This window comes from Sporosarcina trichiuri (assembly GCF_030406775.1).
GTDB lineage: Bacteria > Bacillota > Bacilli > Bacillales_A > Planococcaceae > Sporosarcina > Sporosarcina trichiuri.
In genome coordinates this window covers 2986774-3008131 of sequence record NZ_CP129119.1, presented here as the reverse complement: position 1 = coordinate 3008131, position 21358 = coordinate 2986774, and the positions used below count along the sequence as shown (strand labels likewise).

18 protein-coding genes, 3 riboswitches and 1 other annotated feature are annotated in these 21358 nt (G+C 54.3%); of the genes, 5 read left to right on the top strand and 13 right to left on the bottom strand.

The features are described 5' to 3' along the window. Window positions 1-136: 136 nt before the first annotated feature. The 9 genes from QWT68_RS15325 to QWT68_RS15285 all read right to left on the bottom strand — a co-directional run bounded on the left by QWT68_RS15325 (window position 137) and on the right by QWT68_RS15285 (window position 11002). Window positions 137-1471: an NCS2 family permease gene (locus QWT68_RS15325; RefSeq protein WP_040284993.1), complete on the bottom strand. Its 1335-nt coding sequence runs from the start codon at window positions 1469-1471 to the stop codon at window positions 137-139. 98 nt (window positions 1472-1569) lie between these two features. Then, window positions 1570-1671, bottom strand: a riboswitch (purine riboswitch). Next, window positions 1669-3207 (bottom strand): glutamine-hydrolyzing GMP synthase, encoded by a 1539-nt coding sequence (guaA, locus tag QWT68_RS15320; protein WP_040284994.1) that lies wholly within the window; start codon window positions 3205-3207, stop codon window positions 1669-1671. It overlaps the preceding riboswitch by 3 nt. Window positions 3208-3345: 138 nt before the next feature. Next, a riboswitch (purine riboswitch) is annotated at window positions 3346-3447 on the bottom strand. A gap of 34 nt (window positions 3448-3481) precedes the next feature. Beyond that, window positions 3482-5659, bottom strand: coding sequence for a transglutaminase domain-containing protein (locus QWT68_RS15315; protein WP_290150491.1), 2178 nt, complete (start codon window positions 5657-5659; stop codon window positions 3482-3484). 5 nt (window positions 5660-5664) lie between these two features. Next, window positions 5665-6864: a DUF58 domain-containing protein gene (locus tag QWT68_RS15310; protein ID WP_052461600.1), complete on the bottom strand. Its 1200-nt coding sequence runs from the start codon at window positions 6862-6864 to the stop codon at window positions 5665-5667. Further along, window positions 6861-7811 (bottom strand): AAA family ATPase, encoded by a 951-nt coding sequence (locus QWT68_RS15305; protein WP_040284995.1) that lies wholly within the window; start codon window positions 7809-7811, stop codon window positions 6861-6863. The genes QWT68_RS15310 and QWT68_RS15305 overlap by 4 nt, the downstream gene beginning before the upstream one ends. 150 nt (window positions 7812-7961) lie before the next feature. Then, complete coding sequence (gene nadE, locus QWT68_RS15300) at window positions 7962-8789, bottom strand: NAD(+) synthase (protein ID WP_290148843.1); 828 nt, start codon at window positions 8787-8789, stop codon at window positions 7962-7964. Between the two features lie 6 nt (window positions 8790-8795). After that, window positions 8796-10271, bottom strand: coding sequence for a nicotinate phosphoribosyltransferase (locus QWT68_RS15295; RefSeq protein WP_290148842.1), 1476 nt, complete (start codon window positions 10269-10271; stop codon window positions 8796-8798). A gap of 79 nt (window positions 10272-10350) precedes the next feature. Next, a complete protein-coding gene (locus QWT68_RS15290; RefSeq protein WP_290148841.1) occupies window positions 10351-10665 on the bottom strand; it encodes a DMT family transporter in 315 nt (104 codons plus the stop codon). A gap of 1 nt (window position 10666) precedes the next feature. Continuing rightward, window positions 10667-11002 (bottom strand): DMT family transporter, encoded by a 336-nt coding sequence (locus tag QWT68_RS15285; RefSeq protein ID WP_290148840.1) that lies wholly within the window; start codon window positions 11000-11002, stop codon window positions 10667-10669. A 138-nt stretch (window positions 11003-11140) separates the two neighbouring features. After that, window positions 11141-11248: riboswitch (SAM riboswitch) on the top strand. A gap of 108 nt (window positions 11249-11356) precedes the next feature. Between QWT68_RS15285 and QWT68_RS15280 the strand changes: the two genes are divergently transcribed. Further along, window positions 11357-12106 (top strand): cyclase family protein, encoded by a 750-nt coding sequence (locus QWT68_RS15280; protein WP_040285000.1) that lies wholly within the window; start codon window positions 11357-11359, stop codon window positions 12104-12106. Between the two features lie 38 nt (window positions 12107-12144). On the opposite strand, the gene QWT68_RS15275 is transcribed toward QWT68_RS15280, so the two are convergent. Then, window positions 12145-12717 carry an NADPH-dependent FMN reductase gene (locus tag QWT68_RS15275; RefSeq protein WP_040285001.1) on the bottom strand — a complete coding sequence of 191 codons (573 nt, stop codon included), beginning with the start codon at window positions 12715-12717 and terminating at the stop codon, window positions 12145-12147. Window positions 12718-13006: 289 nt separating this feature from the next. On the opposite strand from QWT68_RS15275, the gene QWT68_RS15270 reads away from it, so the two are divergent. Together QWT68_RS15270 and QWT68_RS15265 are read left to right on the top strand one after the other, a co-directional pair. Continuing rightward, the gene (locus QWT68_RS15270; RefSeq protein ID WP_290148839.1) at window positions 13007-14230 is read left to right on the top strand and encodes a glycosyltransferase; all 1224 of its coding nucleotides are present in this window, start codon (window positions 13007-13009) and stop codon (window positions 14228-14230) included. Next, window positions 14193-14960: an HAD-IIB family hydrolase gene (locus QWT68_RS15265; RefSeq protein WP_290148838.1), complete on the top strand. Its 768-nt coding sequence runs from the start codon at window positions 14193-14195 to the stop codon at window positions 14958-14960. The genes QWT68_RS15270 and QWT68_RS15265 overlap by 38 nt, the downstream gene beginning before the upstream one ends. Window positions 14961-14992: 32 nt before the next feature. Here QWT68_RS15265 and QWT68_RS15260 read toward each other — a convergent pair whose 3' ends face one another. From QWT68_RS15260 to QWT68_RS15250, 3 genes are all read right to left on the bottom strand, one after another. Further along, complete coding sequence (locus QWT68_RS15260; protein ID WP_290148837.1) at window positions 14993-16735, bottom strand: methyl-accepting chemotaxis protein; 1743 nt, start codon at window positions 16733-16735, stop codon at window positions 14993-14995. Between the two features lie 145 nt (window positions 16736-16880). Beyond that, a complete protein-coding gene (gene proS / locus QWT68_RS15255) occupies window positions 16881-18320 on the bottom strand; it encodes a proline--tRNA ligase (protein ID WP_290148836.1) in 1440 nt (479 codons plus the stop codon). 69 nt (window positions 18321-18389) lie between these two features. Then, window positions 18390-18612 (bottom strand) — a binding site (T-box leader). A gap of 54 nt (window positions 18613-18666) precedes the next feature. Next, window positions 18667-19875, bottom strand: coding sequence for a CDP-glycerol glycerophosphotransferase family protein (locus QWT68_RS15250; protein WP_290148835.1), 1209 nt, complete (start codon window positions 19873-19875; stop codon window positions 18667-18669). 187 nt (window positions 19876-20062) lie between these two features. Here QWT68_RS15250 and QWT68_RS15245 point away from each other — a divergent pair, with 187 nt between their 5' ends. After that, window positions 20063-20626 carry an RNA polymerase sigma factor gene (locus QWT68_RS15245; protein ID WP_290148834.1) on the top strand — a complete coding sequence of 188 codons (564 nt, stop codon included), beginning with the start codon at window positions 20063-20065 and terminating at the stop codon, window positions 20624-20626. Next, on the top strand, window positions 20619-21353 hold the full coding sequence (locus QWT68_RS15240) for an anti-sigma factor (protein ID WP_290148833.1): 735 nt from the start codon (window positions 20619-20621) through the stop codon (window positions 21351-21353). Before QWT68_RS15245 ends, QWT68_RS15240 begins: the two co-directional genes overlap by 8 nt. Window positions 21354-21358 lie beyond the last annotated feature (5 nt).

Below are 21358 nucleotides of genomic sequence, written 5' to 3'. Positions count from 1 at the left end.
AACACTTTTAGCGAAAATAATTACTCAACCCTTACTTTACCCAAAATAACAGTCCGCAAACCCTTCGATTACAACAATAAATCCACAACAAAAAACACTGGCGCCCTTTTCACGAAGGGCGCCAGCGGATTCACTATCACTTAATAAAGATGAAGTACAAGATGAAGAGGACCATGAGCGCGTACATGATCGGATGGATCTCTTTCTTCCGTCCGCTCAGAAGCATCGTGATCGGATAGAAGATGAAGCCGATTGCAATTCCGGTTGCGATGCTGTATGTCAGCGGCATGGCGATGACTGTGAAGAATGCCGGTACAGCCATTTCGAATTTCGTCCACTCGATATTACCGAGGTTCGACACCATCAGCACGCCTACGATGATAAGTGCAGGCGCTGTCACCTCTGGTGTTATGACGAAGAGCAGCGGCGAGAAGAACAGCGCGAGCAGGAACAGCAGTCCCGTCACGACTGAAGCGAATCCGGTTTTCGCACCTGCAGCGACTCCTGCAGTGGATTCGATGTAGGAAGTCGTCGTTGACGTCCCGAAGATCGCGCCCGTCACGGTCGCGAGGGAGTCCGCCAGCAGTGCACGTCCTGCGCGCGGCAGTTTATCGTCCTTCATGAGTCCCGCCTGGGTTGCAACAGCGACCAGTGTACCTGCTGTATCGAAGAAATCGACGAACAGGAATGTGATGATGATGACGAGGAACTGTGTGGTGAACAAGTCGCCTGGGTGCTGGAAAATCGCTTCGAAGGCAGCCCCGAATGTCGGAGAGACATCAGGTACTTTTGAAACGACTGCGTGCGGCACGTCGATCAGACTGACAAGCATCCCAACGACAGTTGTCAGGATCATTCCATAGAAGATAGCTCCCTTGATACCGCGGACCATCATGATGACTGTGATCACTAAGCCGAAGATCGCCAGCAGAACCGGGCCTTGCGACAGATCGCCGAGAGTCACGAGTGTATTCGGATCTGCCACGATGATGTTCGCATTCTGCAGACCGAGGAACGTGATGAACAGGCCGATCCCTGCCCCCACTGCATATTTCAGCTGAGCTGGTATAGCATTGATGATCAGTTCACGCAGACCTGTCAGTGAGAGGACGATGAAGATCAGACCTGAGAACAGCACGCCTGTGAGCGCAGTCTGCCAAGGAATGCCGTACGTAAGCACGACGGAAAATGCAAAGAATGCATTCAGCCCCATGCCTGGTGCAAGGCCGATCGGATATCGTGCAATCAGCCCCATGAACAGTGAACCGACCGCTCCTGCCAATGCAGTCGCTACGAAGACCGCCCCTTTGTCCATCCGCATGGCGTCTGGAATATCCGGTACCCCGTCCAGGGACAGCACCAGCGGGTTGACTGCGAGTATGTATGCCATCGCCAGGAATGTCGTCAGCCCCCCGATGATCTCCCTGCGATAATTCGTTCCCAGCTTGTCGAACTCGAAATACTTTTTCATCATCAACCGTCCTATCTGTTTGGATTAAAAAGAGCGTGCCGCAATTCATGCCGCACGCTCTTCCCACTCTTCAGAATGGACGGTCGGCGGTCTCCCGCCGGGAACGTTCCATTCATCGTAGTCAAAGCATTTACGGTGCTTTGGTAGAGACTTTTGGGCCTTATCCCCAAGGTTATACGACAATCATCTATTCAGTTTTACTCCCACTCGATCGTGCCCGGCGGCTTCGCCGTAATGTCATAGACGACGCGGTTGACGTGGTCCACTTCAGCTGTAATACGTGAACTGATCTTTTCGAGTACTTCCCACGGGATCTGTGCCCAGTCGGCACTCATGCCATCCGAAGAATGGACTGCACGGAGACCGATCGCATGGTCGTACGAACGTTTCCCGTCACGGACGCCGACGCTCTTGATGCCCGGCAGGATTGCGAAATACTGCCAGATCGAACGGTCGAGTCCGGCGTTCTTGATCTCTTCGCGGAGGATATAGTCGGCATCACGGACGATAGCGAGCTTTTCTTCCGTCACTTCACCGAGGACACGCACGCCGAGCCCCGGGCCGGGGAATGGCTGGCGGTTGTAGATCTCTTCCGGAAGACCGAGTGTTTTTCCGACATTGCGGACTTCGTCTTTGAACAGCGCCTTCAGCGGTTCGATCAGTTCAAATTCAAGATCTTCCGGCAGGCCGCCGACGTTATGGTGGGACTTGATCACTTCAGCGGTCGCTGTTCCGCTCTCGATGATGTCCGCATAGATTGTTCCTTGCGCAAGGAAATCCATTCCTTCGAGTTTTGCCGCTTCCTCATCGAACACACGGATGAATTCGTTACCGATGATTTTACGTTTCTGCTCAGGATCATCCACGCCGGCAAGCTTGTCCAGGAACCGCTTGCGTGCGTCGATCTTGATGAAGTTCATATGGAACTGGTTGCTGAACGTATCGACGACACTTTCCACTTCCCCTTTACGGAGAAGGCCGTGGTCGACGAAGATGCATGTCAGCTGATCGCCGATTGCCCGGTGGATCAGGGTCGCTACGACAGAAGAGTCGACACCGCCGCTCAATGCGCACAATACGTTGCGGTCCCCGACCTGTTCACGGATCTTTTCGATTTCCACTTCGATGAAGCGGTCCATTGTCCACTCAGCGCCCGGTTTGCAGATGTCCTTCAGGAAAGTCCGGAGAATATCTTCGCCGTTTTCCGTGCTGTCTGTTTCCGGGTGGAATTGGACACCATAAAGATTCTTATCGGCATCTTCAATCGCAGTGATGTGACCGTGCTCATCTTTCGCTGCTGCCCGGAAACCTTCAGGCAATGAAGCGACTTTCACTGTGCCGCCGATATGTGCGGAGAACGATCCGTTCACACCCGCAAAGAGGGATGATGCGTCTTCCGGTGTAATTGTGGTTGCTGCACCGTGCGCTTCCATCGACTCCACAGTACCGCCGAAACGTTCCGCCAGCACTTCGAGGCCTGATCCGATACCGAGTACTGGAACGCCGAGTGTAAAGATGTCAGGATCGATGTCTGCGTCCATCTTCACATCGCCGCCCGACAGGACGATACCTGCAGCTTTCATGTGACGGATCTCCTCAGCAGTTGCAGTGTGCGGGTAGAGCTCGCTGTATACGCCCAAATCCCGGATCACACGTGTGATGAGCTGGTTGTGCGTGCTGCCTAAATCCAAAACGACGATTTTTTCCTGTTCAGATAACAATGGAGCTGCTGACATGTAATCCACCTCTTCTTTTTATTTTCAGTATACCCACAAAAACAGCAAAGACGCGAAAGAAAGGGGATCCTTCCTGCGCGTCTTCAGTTCCTACTATATAGATATCCATGAAATCACGAAAACAGACTGCAGAAACCCCGCAGCTGCCTTCGCTTTCATAGACAGGCTGTTTACGGTAGCCTGGTAGAAACATCCGAACCCTATTATCGGACCTATATGAGAGCATTCCTTATTTCTTTTCCTGCTCTCATTCTACTTCCCGCCAGCCGAAAAATCAACCACATGTATTGATGATTAAATCTTCCCACATCTCGCGCAACTGTGGCCAATTCAAGTCCTGCTTTTCATTCCCATATAGGCCCTGTTCATACGTCCGGGTCAACTCACTCATCGCCGTGTCTCCGCGCAGGCGGTCGACTTCCCCGGCATAAGCCGCGAGAGTCACGCCGGGAGGACGTGTGATGCCGATCCGCTCCAGCTGCCGGAGCAGCAGGCTGTATTCCTTCTCGAACTGCCGCCAACCGCCAGACTGCTTCCTCGCTCTGCGGACATGAAGCCGGGGCAGCCATTTTTTACGCGTGAACCATAATCCGAGTGAAACGGCAGCAGCAATCCCGGCACCTGCAGACGCAAGCGTCACGCCGGATTTCATCCAGTCGGGCACCAGATCCAACAAGCCCCCGGCCGCGGACTTCTTCCGCTTCGCTGTCTGTGCTTCTTCTTTTTTCTTGTCTAGTTCAGGCCGTTTCAGTTCTTCTTCCTGCTGTCTGTCGTCTTCTGCTGCTTCGATATCATAAGTGATAGTTGATACGCCGTTGAAACCGATTGTCGGCTCGAATGGCATCCAGCCGTAACCGGGCATGTAGGCTTCCACCCAGGAGTGCGCCTGATTGTTCGTGACGCTGTAATACCTCTTCCGGTCTTCATCCCGCTTCAGCTCGCCGGGCGCGTATCCTTTCACCCAGCGCGCCGGGATGCCGGCAGACCGCAGCATGACCACCATGGACGTACTGAAATTATCGCAGTACCCGCGTTTCGTCTCGAACAGGAACTGATCCACATAGTCATCGTCCTCCTTCGGGACTGCGACATTATCGCGGGAATACACGAATCCGCTGCGCCCGAAATACCGCTCGATCGCCTGCGCTTTCTGGTAGACGCTCGGTGCGTCTTTCGTCAGCTCGGCTGCAAGGTCGCTCACCCGTGCAGGCAGTTCGGCAGGCAGCTGCAGATACGGACGCAATTCCAGCATATCAGCCTGCAGATCCTCCATCCGGGTGTCGCGCAGCGCCTTCAGGCTGAAGACCGGTTCCTCGAATTCCGTCCGGTACGTAAGAGGTGAAGGGACTTCAGCAGTCATCAAGGACAGCTGCTGCGTATTCACTTCCTGCCGGTAAGGCATCATCTCCGCGGTCTGGATCTTATTAAATCCATAAGGGTGCGGCAGGATCGGCAGCGGTTCGTACAGTTCGATATCTGCACGCTGATTGGGAGGCTCGAGTACCTGGCTTCCGATCAGACTTGAATACTCACCTGTGAATTCCGGATAGCCACTGCCGGAGGACTGCACCCACCCTTTCGTCGTATACGTATCTTTCGTTTCCATCACCCAGTATTGACGGCTGTCCGTATAGGCTTCGAGGACGAGCGTGTCATCCTGCCGGAACGGGCCGCCGAGCTGCGTATCGTCGGGATCGTAGCCGACTTTGGAGACACCCCCTGCTGCTCCCTCTCCTTCGCCGCCCAACCCCGCCGCAGACCGGATGAATGGAACTGGATCCGGCCAGGCTGGTTCCTTGACCGGCACAAGCAGTGCAAACAAGGCCGCTGCTGCCAGTGCCAGGCCGAGCGGCAGCATGATCGCAAGCAGTTGGCGTACAGAGAACTCTGTCTTCGTCTTCCCTGCGAACCGCAGCGGGAACAGGATTCCGAGCAGGAACAACCCGATCACCATCACACGGAGCACGGCGTAGGAAGCGTCAAAATCCGTGAACGTATCGACCACGGCCAGAAACAGGACGGTCATCCCGAAGAACAGGAAGATCGATTTACGGTATTCCATCCAGAACCGGAGCAGATAGGTGATCATCCAGAGGAGGATGAAAAACAGGACAGTTCTGAACAGATAGGACAGTTCCATCCATTCTCCCGACCAGATCAGCTTCAGGCTCCCCGCAAGATCCTCCGCCGTCTTCCCGAAATTTTCCGTTGTCAGGAAGTCCGCGCCATAGAAAACGGATTGGACAGACAGGAATATGTATACGATCTTCACTGGGGCACCGATCCATACGGGAATCCTGAGCAGGGCGAACAGCATGCAAAGAGCAACGAATCCATAAAAGTGGCTGATGTGCCCGGTCTCCGTCAATTCGGCGATCGGCCGCAGCCATTCGATCGTCAGGAAAAATGCCAGGATGTATAAAAAAACCAGCACCGGTTTCTGAATTTGCATCTCCTTCACGTGCGGGCCACCTCCTGGAACGATCGGTCGAACTCAGCCGAGCTGAGCAGCCGGACATGCACACCGAGCGACTTCACTTTCTTCACCTGTTCAGACACCGTTTCCGGCAGGTCGCCAGCTGTCTTCCGGATTACAAAACAGTATACCGGCTGCATGCCCGCAGCAGCGAGAACAGGCTGGAGAAACAGTGGATCGGGATTCCCCGAGATGACCACCACCGCACCCGTCCCCTGCAGGGCAGATGTGTAATTCGGCGTCTTTCCGTCATCGCTTGCCAGCGGTTTCATTCGGGCAAGCAGTGTCAGCGCCTTCTTCAGCTCCCCGCCTCCGGTTATTGTACGGATGACCGGACTGGCTGCATCCGTTGTCACGAACGCCAGGTCCGAGTGGCGGTCGGCCGCTTCTTTCAGAACAGACGCCGCAAACCGGATCTGTTCTTCGAATGTCTCCGATTCCCGTGCATCCAGCAGCAGGACCGCCTTCTCACCTCGTTTGTTTTCAAATTCCTTCGTCATCAAGGTCTGGGTGCGGGCGAAGGATTTCCAGTGGATCCAGGAGACCCGGTCGCCCGGCTGGTATTCCCGTACACTCGTTGCGATGGTCGTCTCTTTCATGAGTGAAAAAGGCGACTCCGCCGTCCCTTGCTCATGATTGGAACCGATGGGCACATAGTTCACCCGCGCGGTTTCCGGGAAGACCAGGTACGACTGAGCACCATCCGCTGCGACCACCGCCTTTTTCCGGATCCAGCCGAAAAAATCCGCCACTTCGAGCTGGATGGACGGAAAGAAATGTTCCCCGCGGGCCGTCCCCATCAGTTCGTAGTTAAGATCAAATTCCTTTCGGAAACCCGGAACGACCAGGCGCGCGGTCCGGCCCTGTGTCAGAGTGCCGGTCTCCTCAAACTCCCGGATCAGCAAGTACAGAAGAGGAAACCTGCCGGCCCGCCTGACAGTCAGTTTCACTGCCGTCTTCTCCCCGACACTGATAAGCGGCTGTTCCATCTGCCGGGTGACTGACATCCGGCCCGCGGGATAGAGTGCAATGCAGAACGAATAGAAGGCGAATGGCAGCAGGAAGTAAAGAACCGTCCAGCTCACCATGCCGCCCTGGAACTTCGCAAATACAAAGGCGCCGCCGATGAGTACCGCGACGAACAGCATCTGAATTGCCAGTACAGTATTCCTGCGCATCATACAGTGCTTGCCTTCACGATGGGCACCCGCACTTGCGCCAGCACATCCTCCAGAACACTCTCGACAGTCCTTCCGCCGTACTGGGCATCAGGCTGTAAAATCAGGCGATGCCCGAATACGAACGGGAGCAGATACTGCACATCATCCGGCGTCACGTAGCTGCGTCCCCGCAGCAGCGCATATGCCTGGCAGGCTCTCATCAGTCCGAGGGAGCCGCGCGGACTGACTCCCAAATAGACGGCATGGTGGGCACGGGTGGCAGCCGCACAATCGACAATGTATGTTTTGACCGTCGAATCGACAAGGACATCGGCCGCCGCTGCCTGTAAGCCGCGGAGCTCGTCCAGTCCGATGACAGACATGAACGGCGCCATTCCCGTTTTGGCTTCCGCACGGGACAGCACTTCGATTTCGTCTGTCCTGGACGGATACCCCATCTTCAGCTTGAACAGGAACCGGTCCATCTGCGCTTCGGGAAGAGGATAGGTCCCTTCATATTCGATCGGATTCTGTGTAGCCATGACGAAGAACGGCTCAGGGAGCGGCAGTGTCCGGCCATCGACCGTCACGGCAGCTTCTTCCATCCCTTCAAGAAGAGCAGCCTGTGTCTTCGGAGACGTCCGGTTGATTTCGTCAGCCAGTACGATGTTGCCGACGATCGGTCCCGGACGGAATTCAAACTCCATCGCCTGCGGATTATAGATGGACACCCCGAGCACATCGGACGGCAGCAGGTCCGGGGTGAACTGGATCCGCTTGAACTCCGCACCGATCGATGCAGCGAGCGCTTTCACCATGACCGTTTTCCCGACGCCCGGCACGTCCTCCAGCAGCACGTGGCCGCCTGCCAGGAGAGCCGTAAGACTCAGTTCACTGATTTCACGTTTTCCGACGATCGTCCGTTCGATACCCGATAGGATTGCATCGATTTTCTCTTTATGGGACATGCTGTATCCTCCCTGCGTTTTCCTTATGATAGCATTCATTCCCTTCATCATACCGGAATAGCCGTCGACGGACAAACTAATTCACGAAACATACTGAATTCAAAAGACATAGAAAAACCTCTCTGCAAAAACAGAGAGGTCCGCCCTATATTATTTCCAGAAGTCATCAAACACCGTGACAGGCATATGACGCTTATGCTTGGAGCGGAGATAGTGCCCTTCGATGATCTTCTTCGCTTCCTTGGATACAGGGATTCCTTCAAGATAATCATCGATCTGCGTGTAACTGACGCCCAGCGCGACTTCATCAGGAAGTGCCGGTTTGTCTTCTTCAAGATCCGCTGTCGGCACTTTGTTGTAAAGGTGTTCCGGGCAGTCGAGAACCCGCAGCATTGCCTTTCCCTGCCGTTTGTTGAGCCGGGTGAGCGGCGTGACATCGGCGGCACCGTCGCCGAATTTCGTATAGAAGCCTGTGATCGCTTCAGCAGCGTGATCCGTCCCGATGACCGCACAGTGGCGGGATGCGGCGATCGAGTACTGGACTTTCATCCGCTCCCTCGCTTTTTCATTGCCTTTTTCAAAATCGGTGAGAGTGACACCTGCTGCATCGAGCGCCCGCCGGCTTGCATCGACCGCTTCCTTGATATTGACAGTGTATGTGACAGTCGGCTGGATGAAATGAAGAGCATCCTGGCAGTCGATTTCGTCGAACTGGGTACCGTACGGCAGGCGCACAGCAACGAACTTGTAGCGGTCCGTGGACAGTTCCTCATTCAGTTCATCCACCGCCATCTGCGCGAGTTTCCCGGCAAGTGTCGAATCCTGACCGCCTGAGATACCGAGCACATAGCCTTCAAGGAACGTATTCTTCTTCAAATACTCTTTCAGGAAATCGACGGATACACGGACTTCCCCGAACGCATCGATCTTCGGCTTGACATGCAGTTCTTCGATAATCTGTTTTTGCAGTTCATCCATCTTCCTTCACTCCTTTTGTTCAATGAAGTCCTGGATCATCTCCTGGACTTCCGCAATGTTGCGCATCTTGTTGTCCCAGCACTTCTGGCTGAGATCGACCGGATATTCCTCCGGATTCAGCGATCGTTTGTACTCATCCCACAGAAGACCGAGGCTGTCTTTTGCATACTGCTGTATCTCTTCCACCGTCGGCAGGCTGTAAACCACTTTGCCCTGCTCGATCACTTTCTCATGCAGGTCGCGGGCTTCAAAATTCGTGACAAACTTGGAGATGAACGTATGGACAGGGTGGAACATCTTGATGCGTTTCTCGGATCCCGGTTCTTCATCGTACAATGTAATGTAGTCACCTTCCGCCTTGCCGTTCTCCCTGTCAATGATACGGAATAATTTCTTGCGGCCCGGCGTTGTCACTTTCTCTGCATTGGATGATATTTTGATGGTATCGATAAATTCGCCGTCTTCCCCTTCGATTGCAACAAGCTTATAGACTGCGCCCAGTGCTGGCTGATCGTAGGCGGTGATCAGTTTCGTCCCGATGCCCCAGACATCCACCTGAGCTCCCTGCGCTTTCAGGTTCAGGATGGTGTATTCGTCCAGATCGTTCGATACGACGATCTTGGCATCATGGAATCCCGCTTCGTCCAGCATCCGCCGGGCTTCCTTCGACAGGAAGGCGATATCCCCGCTGTCCAGCCGGATTCCGATGAAGTTGATGCGGTCCCCGAGCTCCTTTGCGACCTGGATTGCCGTCGGGACACCGATTTTGAGCGTATTGTACGTATCGACAAGGAAGACGCAATCCCGGTGGCGCTCCGCATACGCATGGAACGCCTCGTATTCGCTTTTGTAAGCCTGGACAAGGGAATGCGCATGCGTTCCGCTCGCCCTCAGCCCGAACAGCTTGGCGGCCCGCACGTTGCTCGTCGCTTCGACGCCCCCGATCACAGCGGCCCGGGCCCCCCATACAGCCGCATCCATCTCCTGGGCCCTCCTGCTGCCGAACTCCATGACCTGCTCGTCTTTCACCACTTGCTTGATGCGGCTCGCTTTCGTCGCGATCAGCGTCTGGTAATTGACGATGTTGAGGAGTGCCGTCTCGATCAGCTGCGCTTCAGCCAGCGTCGTCTCCACGCGCATGATCGGCTCGTTGCCGAAGACGGTTTCCCCTTCCTTCATGGAATACAGATCCCCCGTGAATCGGACGCCTCTCAGATAGTCGAGGAAATCCTCCTTATAATGCAGCTCTTCCTTCAAGTAATCGATATCGCTGTCAGTGAACCGGAGCTTGCGTAAATAATCGAGCACCCGCTCGAGTCCTGCGAAAACGGCATACCCGTTGCCGAAGGGGAGTTTCCTGAAATACAGCTCGAAGACCGCCTTCTTGTCATGGATGCCTTCAGCCCAATACGTTTCCATCATATTGATCTGATACAGGTCTGTATGTAGTGCCCAGCTGTCATCTGTATACTTTGAGCTCACGTCTATTCGCCTCTTCCGATTTGTTCTGTAGGAATGCTTGTCCATCCCTTTACCCTTTTCAACCGATTTCCTAACTGCTTCAACTGAACAGTTTCAGGCCGGCTGCACTTGCAATGATGCATGCCAGAAACAGCATTCGTTTCCAGCCTGCGGATTCCCCGAACAGCAGGATGCCGATCAGGACGGCACCGGCAGCACCGAGCCCTGTCCAGATTGCATACGCAGTCCCCATCGGAATCGACCGCATCGCCAGCGACAGGAAAACGAATCCCCCGCCGAATGACACGATCAGCAGAGCAAGCCGTCCCAGTGTCTTCTTCTGTATGAACCAGTTGATGCACATGACTCCGAAAATTTCACCGAAGCTTGCGATCACGAGATATATCCACGCCACCTCATGCACCTCCCTCTTCCGCATCACTCGGACCGGTTGTCAGCTTGATGCCGATCACCCCGACCAGGATCAGCCCGATGAACAGCAGGCCGACCGGCTTCAAGTGTGTGCCGAATACAAGAGTATCGACCAGCACGATTGCCGCCGCCCCGCTGCCTGTGAACACCGCATAGACAGTCCCTGACGGAATCGTTTCGCATGCTTTGATGATGAAGAAAAAGCTGAAGATAATGGCAAGCGCTGTTCCTGCCCATTCAAGAGGTGTGTCTGCATGGCGGAGTCCGACGACCCAGAACACTTCAACGACCGCTGCAAGAACCACATAGATCCAAGCCAACTGAAAAACCTCCGTCCCTCTTTCCTTGCTATAGAGGAGTATACCAAACTTCTCAACAGGACAACTGTAAAATCATTGTTGCTTTCTTCCGCCGCGCATGATACTATCTATTTACAGTTTTCGAACAATTTAATAAACTTCTCATTCAGAGAGATGGAGGGACTGGCCCGATGATATCTCAGCAACCAGCCGTAACGGCCGAGGTGCTAACTCCAGGGAGTGCCGACTGCGCTCCGAAGATGAGAGCTGACATACTGTGTATTCAGAGAAGACCCTCATCTGCTTGGGGGTCTTCTTTTTTTCATTCAACAGCAGCCGGGTTGCCGGCAATAAACGATGAAGGCGGGATTTGAGATGACGACACAAACACAAACTGATGTACTGACTGCACTGGCAGCATTGAAATCGAAAGAGTGGGTGGATCTGACGCATACGTTCGGTCCGGACTCCCCTCATTTCTTCATGTTCGAGAACGCCGAGTTCAAGACGCTGTTCAGCCATGATGACGGGTTCTTCGCCCAGCAATTTTCGTTCGCGGGCCAATACGGCACCCATATCGACGCACCGATCCACTTCGTACGCGACACACGGTACCTGAATGAACTGGAACTGAAAGAACTTGTGCTGCCGCTGATTGTCATCGATCAATCGGAGAAAGCGGCAGCAGACCATGATTTCACCTGCTCGAAGCAGGACCTTCTCGCATTCGAAGAAGCAAATGGCCCGATCGAATCGGGTACGTTCGTCGCACTGCGGACGGATTGGAGCAAACGCTGGCCGGATGAAGCCGCTTTTTGCAACAAAGACGAGGACGGGAATAACCGGATTCCCGGCTGGGGTCTGGATGCACTGAAATTCCTGTTCGAGGAACGCGGTGTGAAAGCGGTCGGTCATGAAACGTTCGATACCGATTCAGCCGCGGATTTCAGGAGAAACGGCGCCCTCCATGGGGAATATTATGTCCTGGAACAGGATACGTATCAGGTTGAGCTGCTGACCAATCTCGACAAACTGCCGACGCGCGGCGCTGTCATCTTCAACATCGTGCCGAAGCCTGAAAAAGCGTCCGGCTTCCCTGTACGATCGTTCGCCATCCTGCCATAACAAAAACGCTCTGCCCGATCATCGGCAGAGCGTTTTTGTTATGCTTTCTTTCCGTGGATTTCCGTCATGCGCTCATAGAAATCGACGAAATTGCTGACGACCGAATCGAGGAATGCGACAGTCGGCTCATCCGTAAGCTCGTCGTCCTCGCTCAGCTTGTTATGGATCGAACCGATGTACACTTCGTTATTCGGTAGGATGAGCGGTGAAAGGCCGGGATTGGACAGGATCTCCCGCAAGTGGATCTGCGCCCGCACACTTCCGAACACGCCCATCGAGGAACCGACGATGAATGCCGGCTTATCGCGCAATGTCGCTTCCCCGCCGCGGGACAGCCAGTCGAGGGCATTCTTCAAAGCGCCCGGAATGGAGAAATTGTATTCCGGTACGGCGAAGAGGACAGCGTCCGAATCTTTGACATCTTCCTTGAACGCGCGAGCACCTGACGGCGGATCGTTCTCGATATCGACGGAAAACATTTCGACATCATTAATGGACACGGGTGTAATGTCAAGCTTGTCCGCATAGCGTTTCTGCATGAAATTGATAAGACGTCTATTGTAGGAAGCCGAACTTGTACTTCCGATGATCGCTTTTACACGAATTGGCATAGTGGAAAACTCCTTTTGATTTATCTTTATTTCAACATATTTTATCGTATCACGTTTTTCGGGCTGCCATAACTATTTTGCTCATCCTCCGCAGATTTATCCGCACTCCCTCCACAATATTGCCCGGGATGGTGATTTTCGGCCCACTTCTTCTGTCTTTTACATTATCGTTAAGAAGATTTAAATGGTTTCCATTAAAAATATGTTTACATTCCCTTAACATAGGGTATTAAACTATTACGCTTATTTTTAATGTTAACGATTTTTATATATATTGGAGGAGTGTAATATGGCAAAAACAATCTGTATGATTTCAGACCATGGCGATCCGCTGGCATCCCTGGGGACAAGTCAGGCTGGAGGACAGAATAATTACGTGAAGCAGCTGGCTTTGGCACTGGATGCCCGCGGGCATTCTGTCGATGTGTTTACACACTGGGCTGACGAAACGGCTCCTCAATTCGAATCGTTCGGACAGCGCTGCCGTGTCATCCGGGTGGCTGCCGGCCGGAAAGGGTTCGTCGCAAAAACGAAAATGATACAGCTCCTTCCCGCGTTTCTTGCTGAAATGCTGACTCTGCAGGATTTTTCCCGATATGATATTCTGCATACCCACTATTGGCTCTCCGGGCTTCTCGGAATACGCCTTACTGAAATGCATTCCATACCCTGGTTCCATACTTCCCATTCGCTCGCCGTTGCAAAAGAACAAGCAACGGGTGTGCGTGAAGCACGCCGTCTGAAAGCGGAACGGGAGATTCTCGCTTCCGCCACTACAGTCATCGCCACTTCACTGACGGAGAAAGCGCTGATCCAGTCGTCCGTGAAACAGCCTGCCCCCATCTCGGTCATTCCGATCGGTGTGGACAGTGCGTTCACGCCTGACAAGCCTTCTCCCCTCCAGCCGATGACATTCACCTTCGCCGGGCGTCTGGAGAAAACAAAAGGCATCTATACGCTGCTCCGCGCATTCAAGCTGTTAACCCATACCAACCTTCTATCCTCCCCAGTTAAGCTCCGTGTCATCGGCGGGGATGAAAAGCAGGTGGACCCGGTTACGAAGCAGCCGATCTCAGAGGAATTGAAGAAGGCGGTACAGGGGATCGAGGACCACGTCGAGTTTCTCGGCTGCCAGCCGCAAGACCGTCTGGCTAAGGAGTTCCGTGACAGTCTCGCCGTCATCGTCCCTTCCTATTACGAATCGTTCGGTATGGTCGCTGCGGAAGCACAGGCCTGCGGAAGCCCTGTCATCGCATCCAAAGTAGGCGGACTCGGCGACATCGTGCTGGATCAGAAAACAGGGTTACAGACGGCTCCCGGCAATGTGAAGGAACTCGCCTCCGCAATGGGATTACTGGCAAAACGACCCGATATCGCCAGACAGCTCGGCCGGAAAGCTGCAGAATTCGCTAAGCAGAATTTCGACTGGACACGCATCGCGAGAAAAGTGGATAAATTATACGAAGGAGCCGGCTATGCACTCAAAGACACATATGTTGGCAACCGATCTTGACAATACGCTGGTCGGCATGCCTGAAGAACTTGAGGAACTGACCATTCTTCTCAAGCAGGAAACGGGAGGCGTCTCGCTGGTCTACGTAACCGGCCGTCATGCGGATTCCGTGAAGGAACTGATGGCAGCCGAACACCTGCCGATACCGGATCTTGTCATATCAGATGTCGGGACAGCCATCTGGCACATGCCTGACTGGAAGGAAGACTCCGCATGGCAGGAAAAGATGACAGCGGATTGGAATCCTGATTCCGTGAAAACTTGCGCGGGACGTTTCCCTTCCCTGCAGTTGCAGAACCTGCCGGATGACCGGCGCGTGTCGTTCACTACGGAAGGCGATACAGCTGCTGTCCGTCAGTTCCGGCAAGCGTTGGAGAAGCAGGCGATTCCTCACGAATTCATCTTCAGTTCCAATCGGGACGTGGATGTGCTGCCGAAGGGGGCCGGAAAAGGGAATGCGCTGGACTATGTAATCCGGACATACGCGCGTCCGGATGTCCGTCTGCTTGTCGCCGGAGATTCCGGAAATGATATCGATATGCTTGATCGTGAGTGGCCGTCCGTCATTGTCGGCAATGCACATCCGGAACTGCAGGCGATATCCGATCGGCAGACCCTGTACCGGGCGGACCGGCACTGTGCAGGCGGTATCTGCGATGCCTGGCAATATTTTTATGGGTCAGCGAACTCAACCGAATATAAACCGAAAAAGCTGTCCGGCAAGTCGTGATCGACTTGTCCGGACAGCTTTTTTCCTGTTGCTTACAATGTGAACTTACGAACGGATTCCTGAAGCCCTTCCGCCATTCGCGCAAGTGTTTCCGAGGCGGCAGCGATTTCTTCCATGGACGCCGTCTGCTCTTCGGCAGTTGCGGCGATCGTCTCTGCATGACTTGCGGACTGCATCGCGATGGCTGCCGTCTGTCCGACGACTTCCGCCATGCGGGTGGATTCTTCCCTGTTCCGCATCGTACTTTCCGAAACACCTTCAATTTGGCTTGAAATACTTTGGATGGACTCTGAAATCTTGCTGAAAAGCGCGCCGGTTTCTTCCACAAGCCCCGTTCCCAGTTTGACCGCTTCGTTCCCCCGTCCGATTGCAGACACCGAGTGACCGATATCCTGCTGGATCGCCCGGATCAGGGTACCTACCTGAGCTGCGGCATTCGACGACTGTTCCGCAAGTTTCCGGACTTCATCCGCAACGACAGCAAATCCTCTGCCATTTTCCCCGGCTCTCGCCGCTTCGATCGCAGCATTCAGCGCAAGGAGGTTCGTCTGTTCGGCGACATCAGTGATCAGCCCTGCAATCTTACCGATTTCAGCAGATTTGTTTCCGAGTTCGTTGACATATCCGGACGCCGCGTCTGTTTCGTTCTGGATTGTCTCCATATGATCGACAGCGCGTGTAACCGATTCTGTTCCGTCGGACGCAAGATTCACCGTGAGACCTACAGTCTGTCCTGCCTGTTCCATCTCTTCCGCCGCACGCTCCATGTCAGTAGACAGGTGCAGGGCTGCTTCGTTCGCAGTTTCCGTCTGGCCGAGCTGGCCGTCGATGCCTTCCGCAAGCTGCTGGATCGATTCCGAAACGTGTTCGACGGAACGGCTCGTCTCTTCACTGCTTGCCGACAGTTCTTCCGACGTTGCCGCGACTTGCATGGATGCGTTCGACACCTGATCGATCATCTCTTTCAGGTTGCCGGACATCTGGTTCGTGTAGAGTGCCAGTTCACCGATTTCATCCTGGTTGCGGACAGCACCCAATTCCCCGGACAAGTCCCCTTTCGCCACATCGGCGACGTGCCGTGTGATGCGGGCAAGCGGTTTTGACAGGTGGCCGGAAAACCAGATGATCAGCAGTCCGCCGAGGATCAGCGATACAGCCAGTACCACGCCGAGCACTATCAGCAAGGTTTTCGACTCACTATTGAAATCCATGAGATAGGAACCGGCCGCCACATTCCATCCCCACTCCGGGAAGGCTTGCGCATAGACGATTTTCGGCGCAGTCTTGTCCGTGCCCGGCACGGCAAAGTCGAACGTCAGGAAACCGCCGCCCTTTTGCGCTGTCTTGATGGTCTCAAGTGTCGTCATCATGCCATCCTCTGTCTTCGAACCGCTCAGATCCTCGCCTTCTTTGACAGGATGGGCCAGTGCCGTTCCGTCGTCACCCAGGACGAAGAAGTAGCCGTATTCCCCCATGTCGACTTTCGACTCGATCGTCCGTGTCCCGTCGCTCTGCATCGGACCAATCAGCTGCTCTTTCGCCTGTTCCTGAGCTTCTTCCAGTGTCAGACCGCCTTTGTCCACACGGTCCTGCAGTGTTTCCAGCAGATCGATCGCCATCGTGACGTCGTTCTGTAGACCGGTGGAACCGATATCATTCAAACTGTTTTTCGCCAATATGTAGCCGCTCAATCCGATGATCAGACTCGGAACGACCAGCAGCAGTGCTGAGATCAGGACGAGTTTTGTCCGGATTTTCATCTTTAGATTCATCATTATCTCCCCTTCTGCCCTCTATATCGGCCGGAGGTGAGCATTTATGACTGATTTCACGTTTTTTTAATGGTTCGGCGGATAGGCACCGCCGGCCGGTCAACTGAAAGCGCACCGTCCCTGAAGAGGACGGTGCGCTGCAGGCGGATCAGTATGCGCGGGCAAACCAGACGGTGTGCTTCGCTTCTTTTCCGCAATTGATGCATGACTGTTTTTCCATTGGCGGGTTGAACGGGATGTTGCGTGTCGTAAATTTTGTCTCTTCCTTCACATGTTCCTCGCACGCATCGTCGCCGCACCAGCCGGCCAAGATCCAGCCCGGGATTTCGCCTTTTTCAGCGGACGTTTCGATATGCTGTTTCAGCTCATCCAGCGTGTCGATATCCGTGTGGGAGTTCCCGTCCCGGAACTTGCGGGCTTTTTCAAGCAGGCGGGTCTGCATCGCCGTGAGTTCCTGTTCGATCGTTTCGGCTAGACCTTCAAGAGGGCGCGCGGTTTTCCCGTCTTCGTCGCGCATCTTCACCATCGCATGATCGTTTTCCAGATCGCGCGGTCCGAGTTCGACGCGGAGCGGCACACCTTTCAGCTCCCATTCGTTGAACTTGTAGCCAGGAGACTGATCGGAATCATCAAGACGTACACGGATGCCTTTGGCTTTCAGTTCCGCGAACAGACCGTCAAGTTTTTCCATGATGGCCGGGTTCTTTTTCCATGGACCGACCGGTATCAGAACGACTTGTGTCGGCGCCACACGCGGCGGGAGGACAAGACCCTGCTCGTCGCCATGGACCATGATGACAGAGCCGATCAGACGGGTCGATGTTCCCCACGATGTCGTATGGACGAATTCGTGGCGGTTCTCTTTTGTCAGATATTTGATGTCGAATGCTTCTGCGAACTTTGTGCCGAGGTAGTGGGATGTCCCTGCCTGCACAGCCTTTCCGTCCTTCATCATCGCTTCGATGGAATAGGTGTCGACGGCTCCCGCAAACCGTTCGGACGGGGTCTTCTGACCGTCATAGACCGGAATCGCAAGCAGCTCCTCCACGACTTCCTTGTAGATGTTGAGCATTTGCATCGTTTCGTGGCGTGCCTCTTCCTCATCGGCATGGGCGGTGTGCCCTTCCTGCCAGAGGAACTCGGACGTCCGGATGAACGGAAGTGTCTTCTTTTCCCAGCGGAAGACGTTTGCCCATTGGTTGATGAGCACAGGCAGATCACGGTAGCTCTTGATCCAGTCGCTGTACAGATGACCGATCATCGTCTCGGATGTCGGACGGAGGGCCAGCTTCTCCTCCAGCTGCTCGCCTGCCGCTTCCGTCACCCACGGGAGTTCCGGCGAGAAGCCTTCGATGTGGTCTTTCTCTTTTTGGAAGAATGATTCAGGGATCAGCATCGGGAAGTAGGCGTTGCGGTGGCCGGTTTCCTTGAATCGGCGGTCCATCTCATCCTGGATGTGCTCCCAGATTTCGAAGCCATCCGGTTTGAAGGCGATGCATCCGCGGACGGGTGTATAATCCATCAGGTCCGCTTTCTGGATTGTGTCAATGTACCACTTTGAAAAATCGTTCTGCTGCTCATTTGTCATAGCTGCTCCTCCTGTTCCATGTTGGCCGCTGAAGTTTCCGGCGCAAAAAAACACACAGCGCTGTCCTGTTGCAAGGACGTCACTGTGTGTCTGACGCGGTACCACCTTCGTTCGGAAAGTCAGGGTATTCCGGCTGACTTTCCCTCTGTCGTTTCGTAACGGGACGAACCGGCCGTGTTTGCACGGCATCTCCGCGGTAGGGTTCGAGCCGGTTGAAGTGGCAGGACTCTCAGCACATGTCCTGCTTTCTGTATCACGATTCCGGTCTACTTGGCCGCTTCAGCGATCACTATTTCCTCTACTATACCAAACAAATGGTGCCCCGGCAATGCCGGACAGCAGCTCCTCACCGTACCGCAGGCGCGGCGTGTCCGTCCTTGGCAAACATATGGAAGGCAAGACGCTCGCAATTTTTTCCGTCCGTGAAATCGACGTACTCGGACAGTTCCTCAAATCTCGGGTTCCCCGGGTTTCCGCCGTCCAGTACGGTTGCAAGTGCACCGGCCGCTTCTTCGATAATGCGCGCCTTATATCCGAGGAGATCCTTGTCCAGGTCGAGATAGGACCCCCGCATCTTGAGGAACGCTTCCTGGTCGAATGTGAAGAAGATGACAGGGCGGTTCATATAGACGAAATCCCAGAAGATGCTCGAGTAATCGGTGATGAGCATATCAGACCGGTGGATCTCCTCACGGATGGAAATGTCGTCGAACGTCCGGAATTCCATCCGCGTGCTGTCGATGCCGAGCCGTTTGAAGTGGTCTTCGAACCGTTTCATGAACGGATGGAGGACGACCTTCAGTCTGGCGTCGTGATCCGCCAGCAGCCGCTGGAATTCCGCGTTCTTCAGCAGCCCCTCCGTCGCCCGGAAATAGTCGCTCGCCATGAAGTCCTCTTCAGACAGATCCATCAGTGTTTCCCGCCATGTCATCATGAAAAGGATGTCACGCACCTTCTCAGCCGGCGAGTTGTACGGCAGCCGGTCGAACCGTGCCATACCGGTCACCGGCAGCTTCTGTTCCGGCATCCCCCACTCATCCCGTTTAATGCCGCGTTCATACCGCGAAGCGCAATTGAAGACGTCGCATCGTTCCAGCAAAGGCACATCCTCCGGCATGATGAGGATCTTCTTGAAGCATTCGATGCCATGGCTGATATGCACCATCGTCGTTTTCTTGTTCCAGAATATGTACTTATCAATTCCCGGCGCGATGTCATACATGAGTGAATGGCCATGAACCGTGTAGGCCGCCCGGAAAAACAGCAGGTAATTGCGGAAACTGCCGAGCGGAACCCCATCTTCGATCCCCTTCTTTTCCACATAATCGGTGTCCGGGTCGTACATCCAGTGGATGCTGTACCGCTCCCGGAAGTTGGCCATGAGATACTCATGGAAGGCAGCCGCATTGTCTTCGTATTTCTCGCCCAGATTGCCGCCGACCAGGATGATCGGTTTTTTCACACGACGCGGCAATAGCCCGGCAGCCAGATAAGCGCCGGCGGTTTTGATGAATGTCGTCAGCCCTTGAAAGGGTCTCTTGCGCTTCAGTTCCATAAAACCAGTTCCCCCTGACTGCACTTTTTAGTTAGTCATATACCCTTTCCTGCGCACCCGGAAACCACTCTTCTTTCTGGACAGTGATCGATTTCCATTTTCAATCCGTTAGCTTACTGACGGCTCCTCGGGCGGCATTTATCGTATTATGGTATTCTAGGTGAAAAGTATGGAAAAGAGGCTTCGGATGAAACCTACAGACGACGGAACATTATATGGACTCGCCGTTTCGAAAGACCGCCGGGCTTTCGAACTGCTGTACGACCGATATGAAAAGCTCGTCTTTTCGTTCGCATACCGGATCGCTTCGGACCGTGAAATCGCAGAGGAAGTGGTGCAGGATGTCTTTGTGAAGATCTGGAACGGCTCCGCCGTGTATGAGCCGGACAAAGGAGCATTTTCGTCCTGGCTGCTGACGGTGACGCGCAACAAAGCGATCGATGAGCTGCGGCGCCTGCAGCGCCATGATCATGAACCGATGATTGAAAAGGATGCCCTGCTCGAGCAGCCCGGCAGTGTCGAAAAGACGGCCGAGTGGCACGAACAGCAGACGGAGATCCGCACAGCTGTCCGGGAACTGAAACCGGATCAGCGGAAAATCATTGAATTATTCTATTTCAAGGGAATGAGTCAGCAGAAGATCGCCGACCATTGTGAGCTGCCGCTCGGCACGGTGAAAGGCCGGATCCGGCTGGCATTGAAAAAAATGAGAGGGTTCATTACCAAGGAAGGAGGGACGCCGTATGAATGAAAACTGCAGCCGGCTGATCGATTACTTCAACCGCGCACTGACACCTGAAGAGACCGCTGAGTTCGAACAGCATTTGTCTGAGTGCCCTGCCTGCCGCGCGGAACTCGAAGAACTGCGCAGTCTGACAGAGGCACTGCCCTACCTTTCCGAGGAGATCGGCGTCCCTGCCGGACTGAAATCGAACGTGTTCGCTGCGATCGATGCAGAACCTGATGCAAAATCCGCTGATGAACCCAGCCTTAAAGCGGGGACTGTAACGGCGTTCCCTGAAAAGCGTCGCGGACCGGCCATTCCTATTCTGGCTGCTGCACTGGTCGCGTCACTGATGACAAATGCGTATTTGGCGACAGCCAACCGCTCCGCCAGTCCTCCTATCGAAGAACGGAACTGGGAAATTGCCGGGAAAGCGATGCTTGCGCCGCAAGAAGAGGGTGATCAGTCGAATGCCGTCGCCCTGGTCCTGTCCGATGGCAGTATCCGAGAACTTGTTGTCGATGCGGAAAATCTTCCGCAGCTATCAGAAGGAGAGCTGTTCCAAGTATGGATTCTTGACGACGGGGCACCGAAACCGGCTGGGGCGTTCCAGTCCTCCGGGGATGGCAGCGGCACGATCACACATCCGCTCGGCAGTGAGGTGCTGTCGTTCGATACAGTCGCTATCACAATCGAAAAAGAAGAAGGACTCCCTGCACCGGAAGGTCCCATCATTCTCGCAGGCAGCCTGTAAACCTG

Coding starts and splice junctions, on each gene's coding strand:
- QWT68_RS15260 (WP_290148837.1), bottom strand. CDS start 16,735: ATGATGAATCTAAAGATGAAAATCCGGACAAAACTCGTCCTGATCTCA.
- QWT68_RS15245 (WP_290148834.1), top strand. CDS start 20,063: ATGAAACCTACAGACGACGGAACATTATATGGACTCGCCGTTTCGAAA.
- QWT68_RS15305 (WP_040284995.1), bottom strand. CDS start 7,811: ATGTCCCATAAAGAGAAAATCGATGCAATCCTATCGGGTATCGAACGG.
- QWT68_RS15275 (WP_040285001.1), bottom strand. CDS start 12,717: ATGCCAATTCGTGTAAAAGCGATCATCGGAAGTACAAGTTCGGCTTCC.
- proS (WP_290148836.1), bottom strand. CDS start 18,320: ATGACAAATGAGCAGCAGAACGATTTTTCAAAGTGGTACATTGACACA.
- QWT68_RS15310 (WP_052461600.1), bottom strand. CDS start 6,864: ATGATGCGCAGGAATACTGTACTGGCAATTCAGATGCTGTTCGTCGCG.
- QWT68_RS15240 (WP_290148833.1), top strand. CDS start 20,619: ATGAATGAAAACTGCAGCCGGCTGATCGATTACTTCAACCGCGCACTG.
- QWT68_RS15270 (WP_290148839.1), top strand. CDS start 13,007: ATGGCAAAAACAATCTGTATGATTTCAGACCATGGCGATCCGCTGGCA.
- QWT68_RS15315 (WP_290150491.1), bottom strand. CDS start 5,659: ATGCAAATTCAGAAACCGGTGCTGGTTTTTTTATACATCCTGGCATTT.
- QWT68_RS15280 (WP_040285000.1), top strand. CDS start 11,357: ATGACGACACAAACACAAACTGATGTACTGACTGCACTGGCAGCATTG.
- guaA (WP_040284994.1), bottom strand. CDS start 3,207: ATGTCAGCAGCTCCATTGTTATCTGAACAGGAAAAAATCGTCGTTTTG.
- QWT68_RS15325 (WP_040284993.1), bottom strand. CDS start 1,471: ATGAAAAAGTATTTCGAGTTCGACAAGCTGGGAACGAATTATCGCAGG.
- QWT68_RS15265 (WP_290148838.1), top strand. CDS start 14,193: ATGCACTCAAAGACACATATGTTGGCAACCGATCTTGACAATACGCTG.
- nadE (WP_290148843.1), bottom strand. CDS start 8,789: ATGGATGAACTGCAAAAACAGATTATCGAAGAACTGCATGTCAAGCCG.
- QWT68_RS15250 (WP_290148835.1), bottom strand. CDS start 19,875: ATGGAACTGAAGCGCAAGAGACCCTTTCAAGGGCTGACGACATTCATC.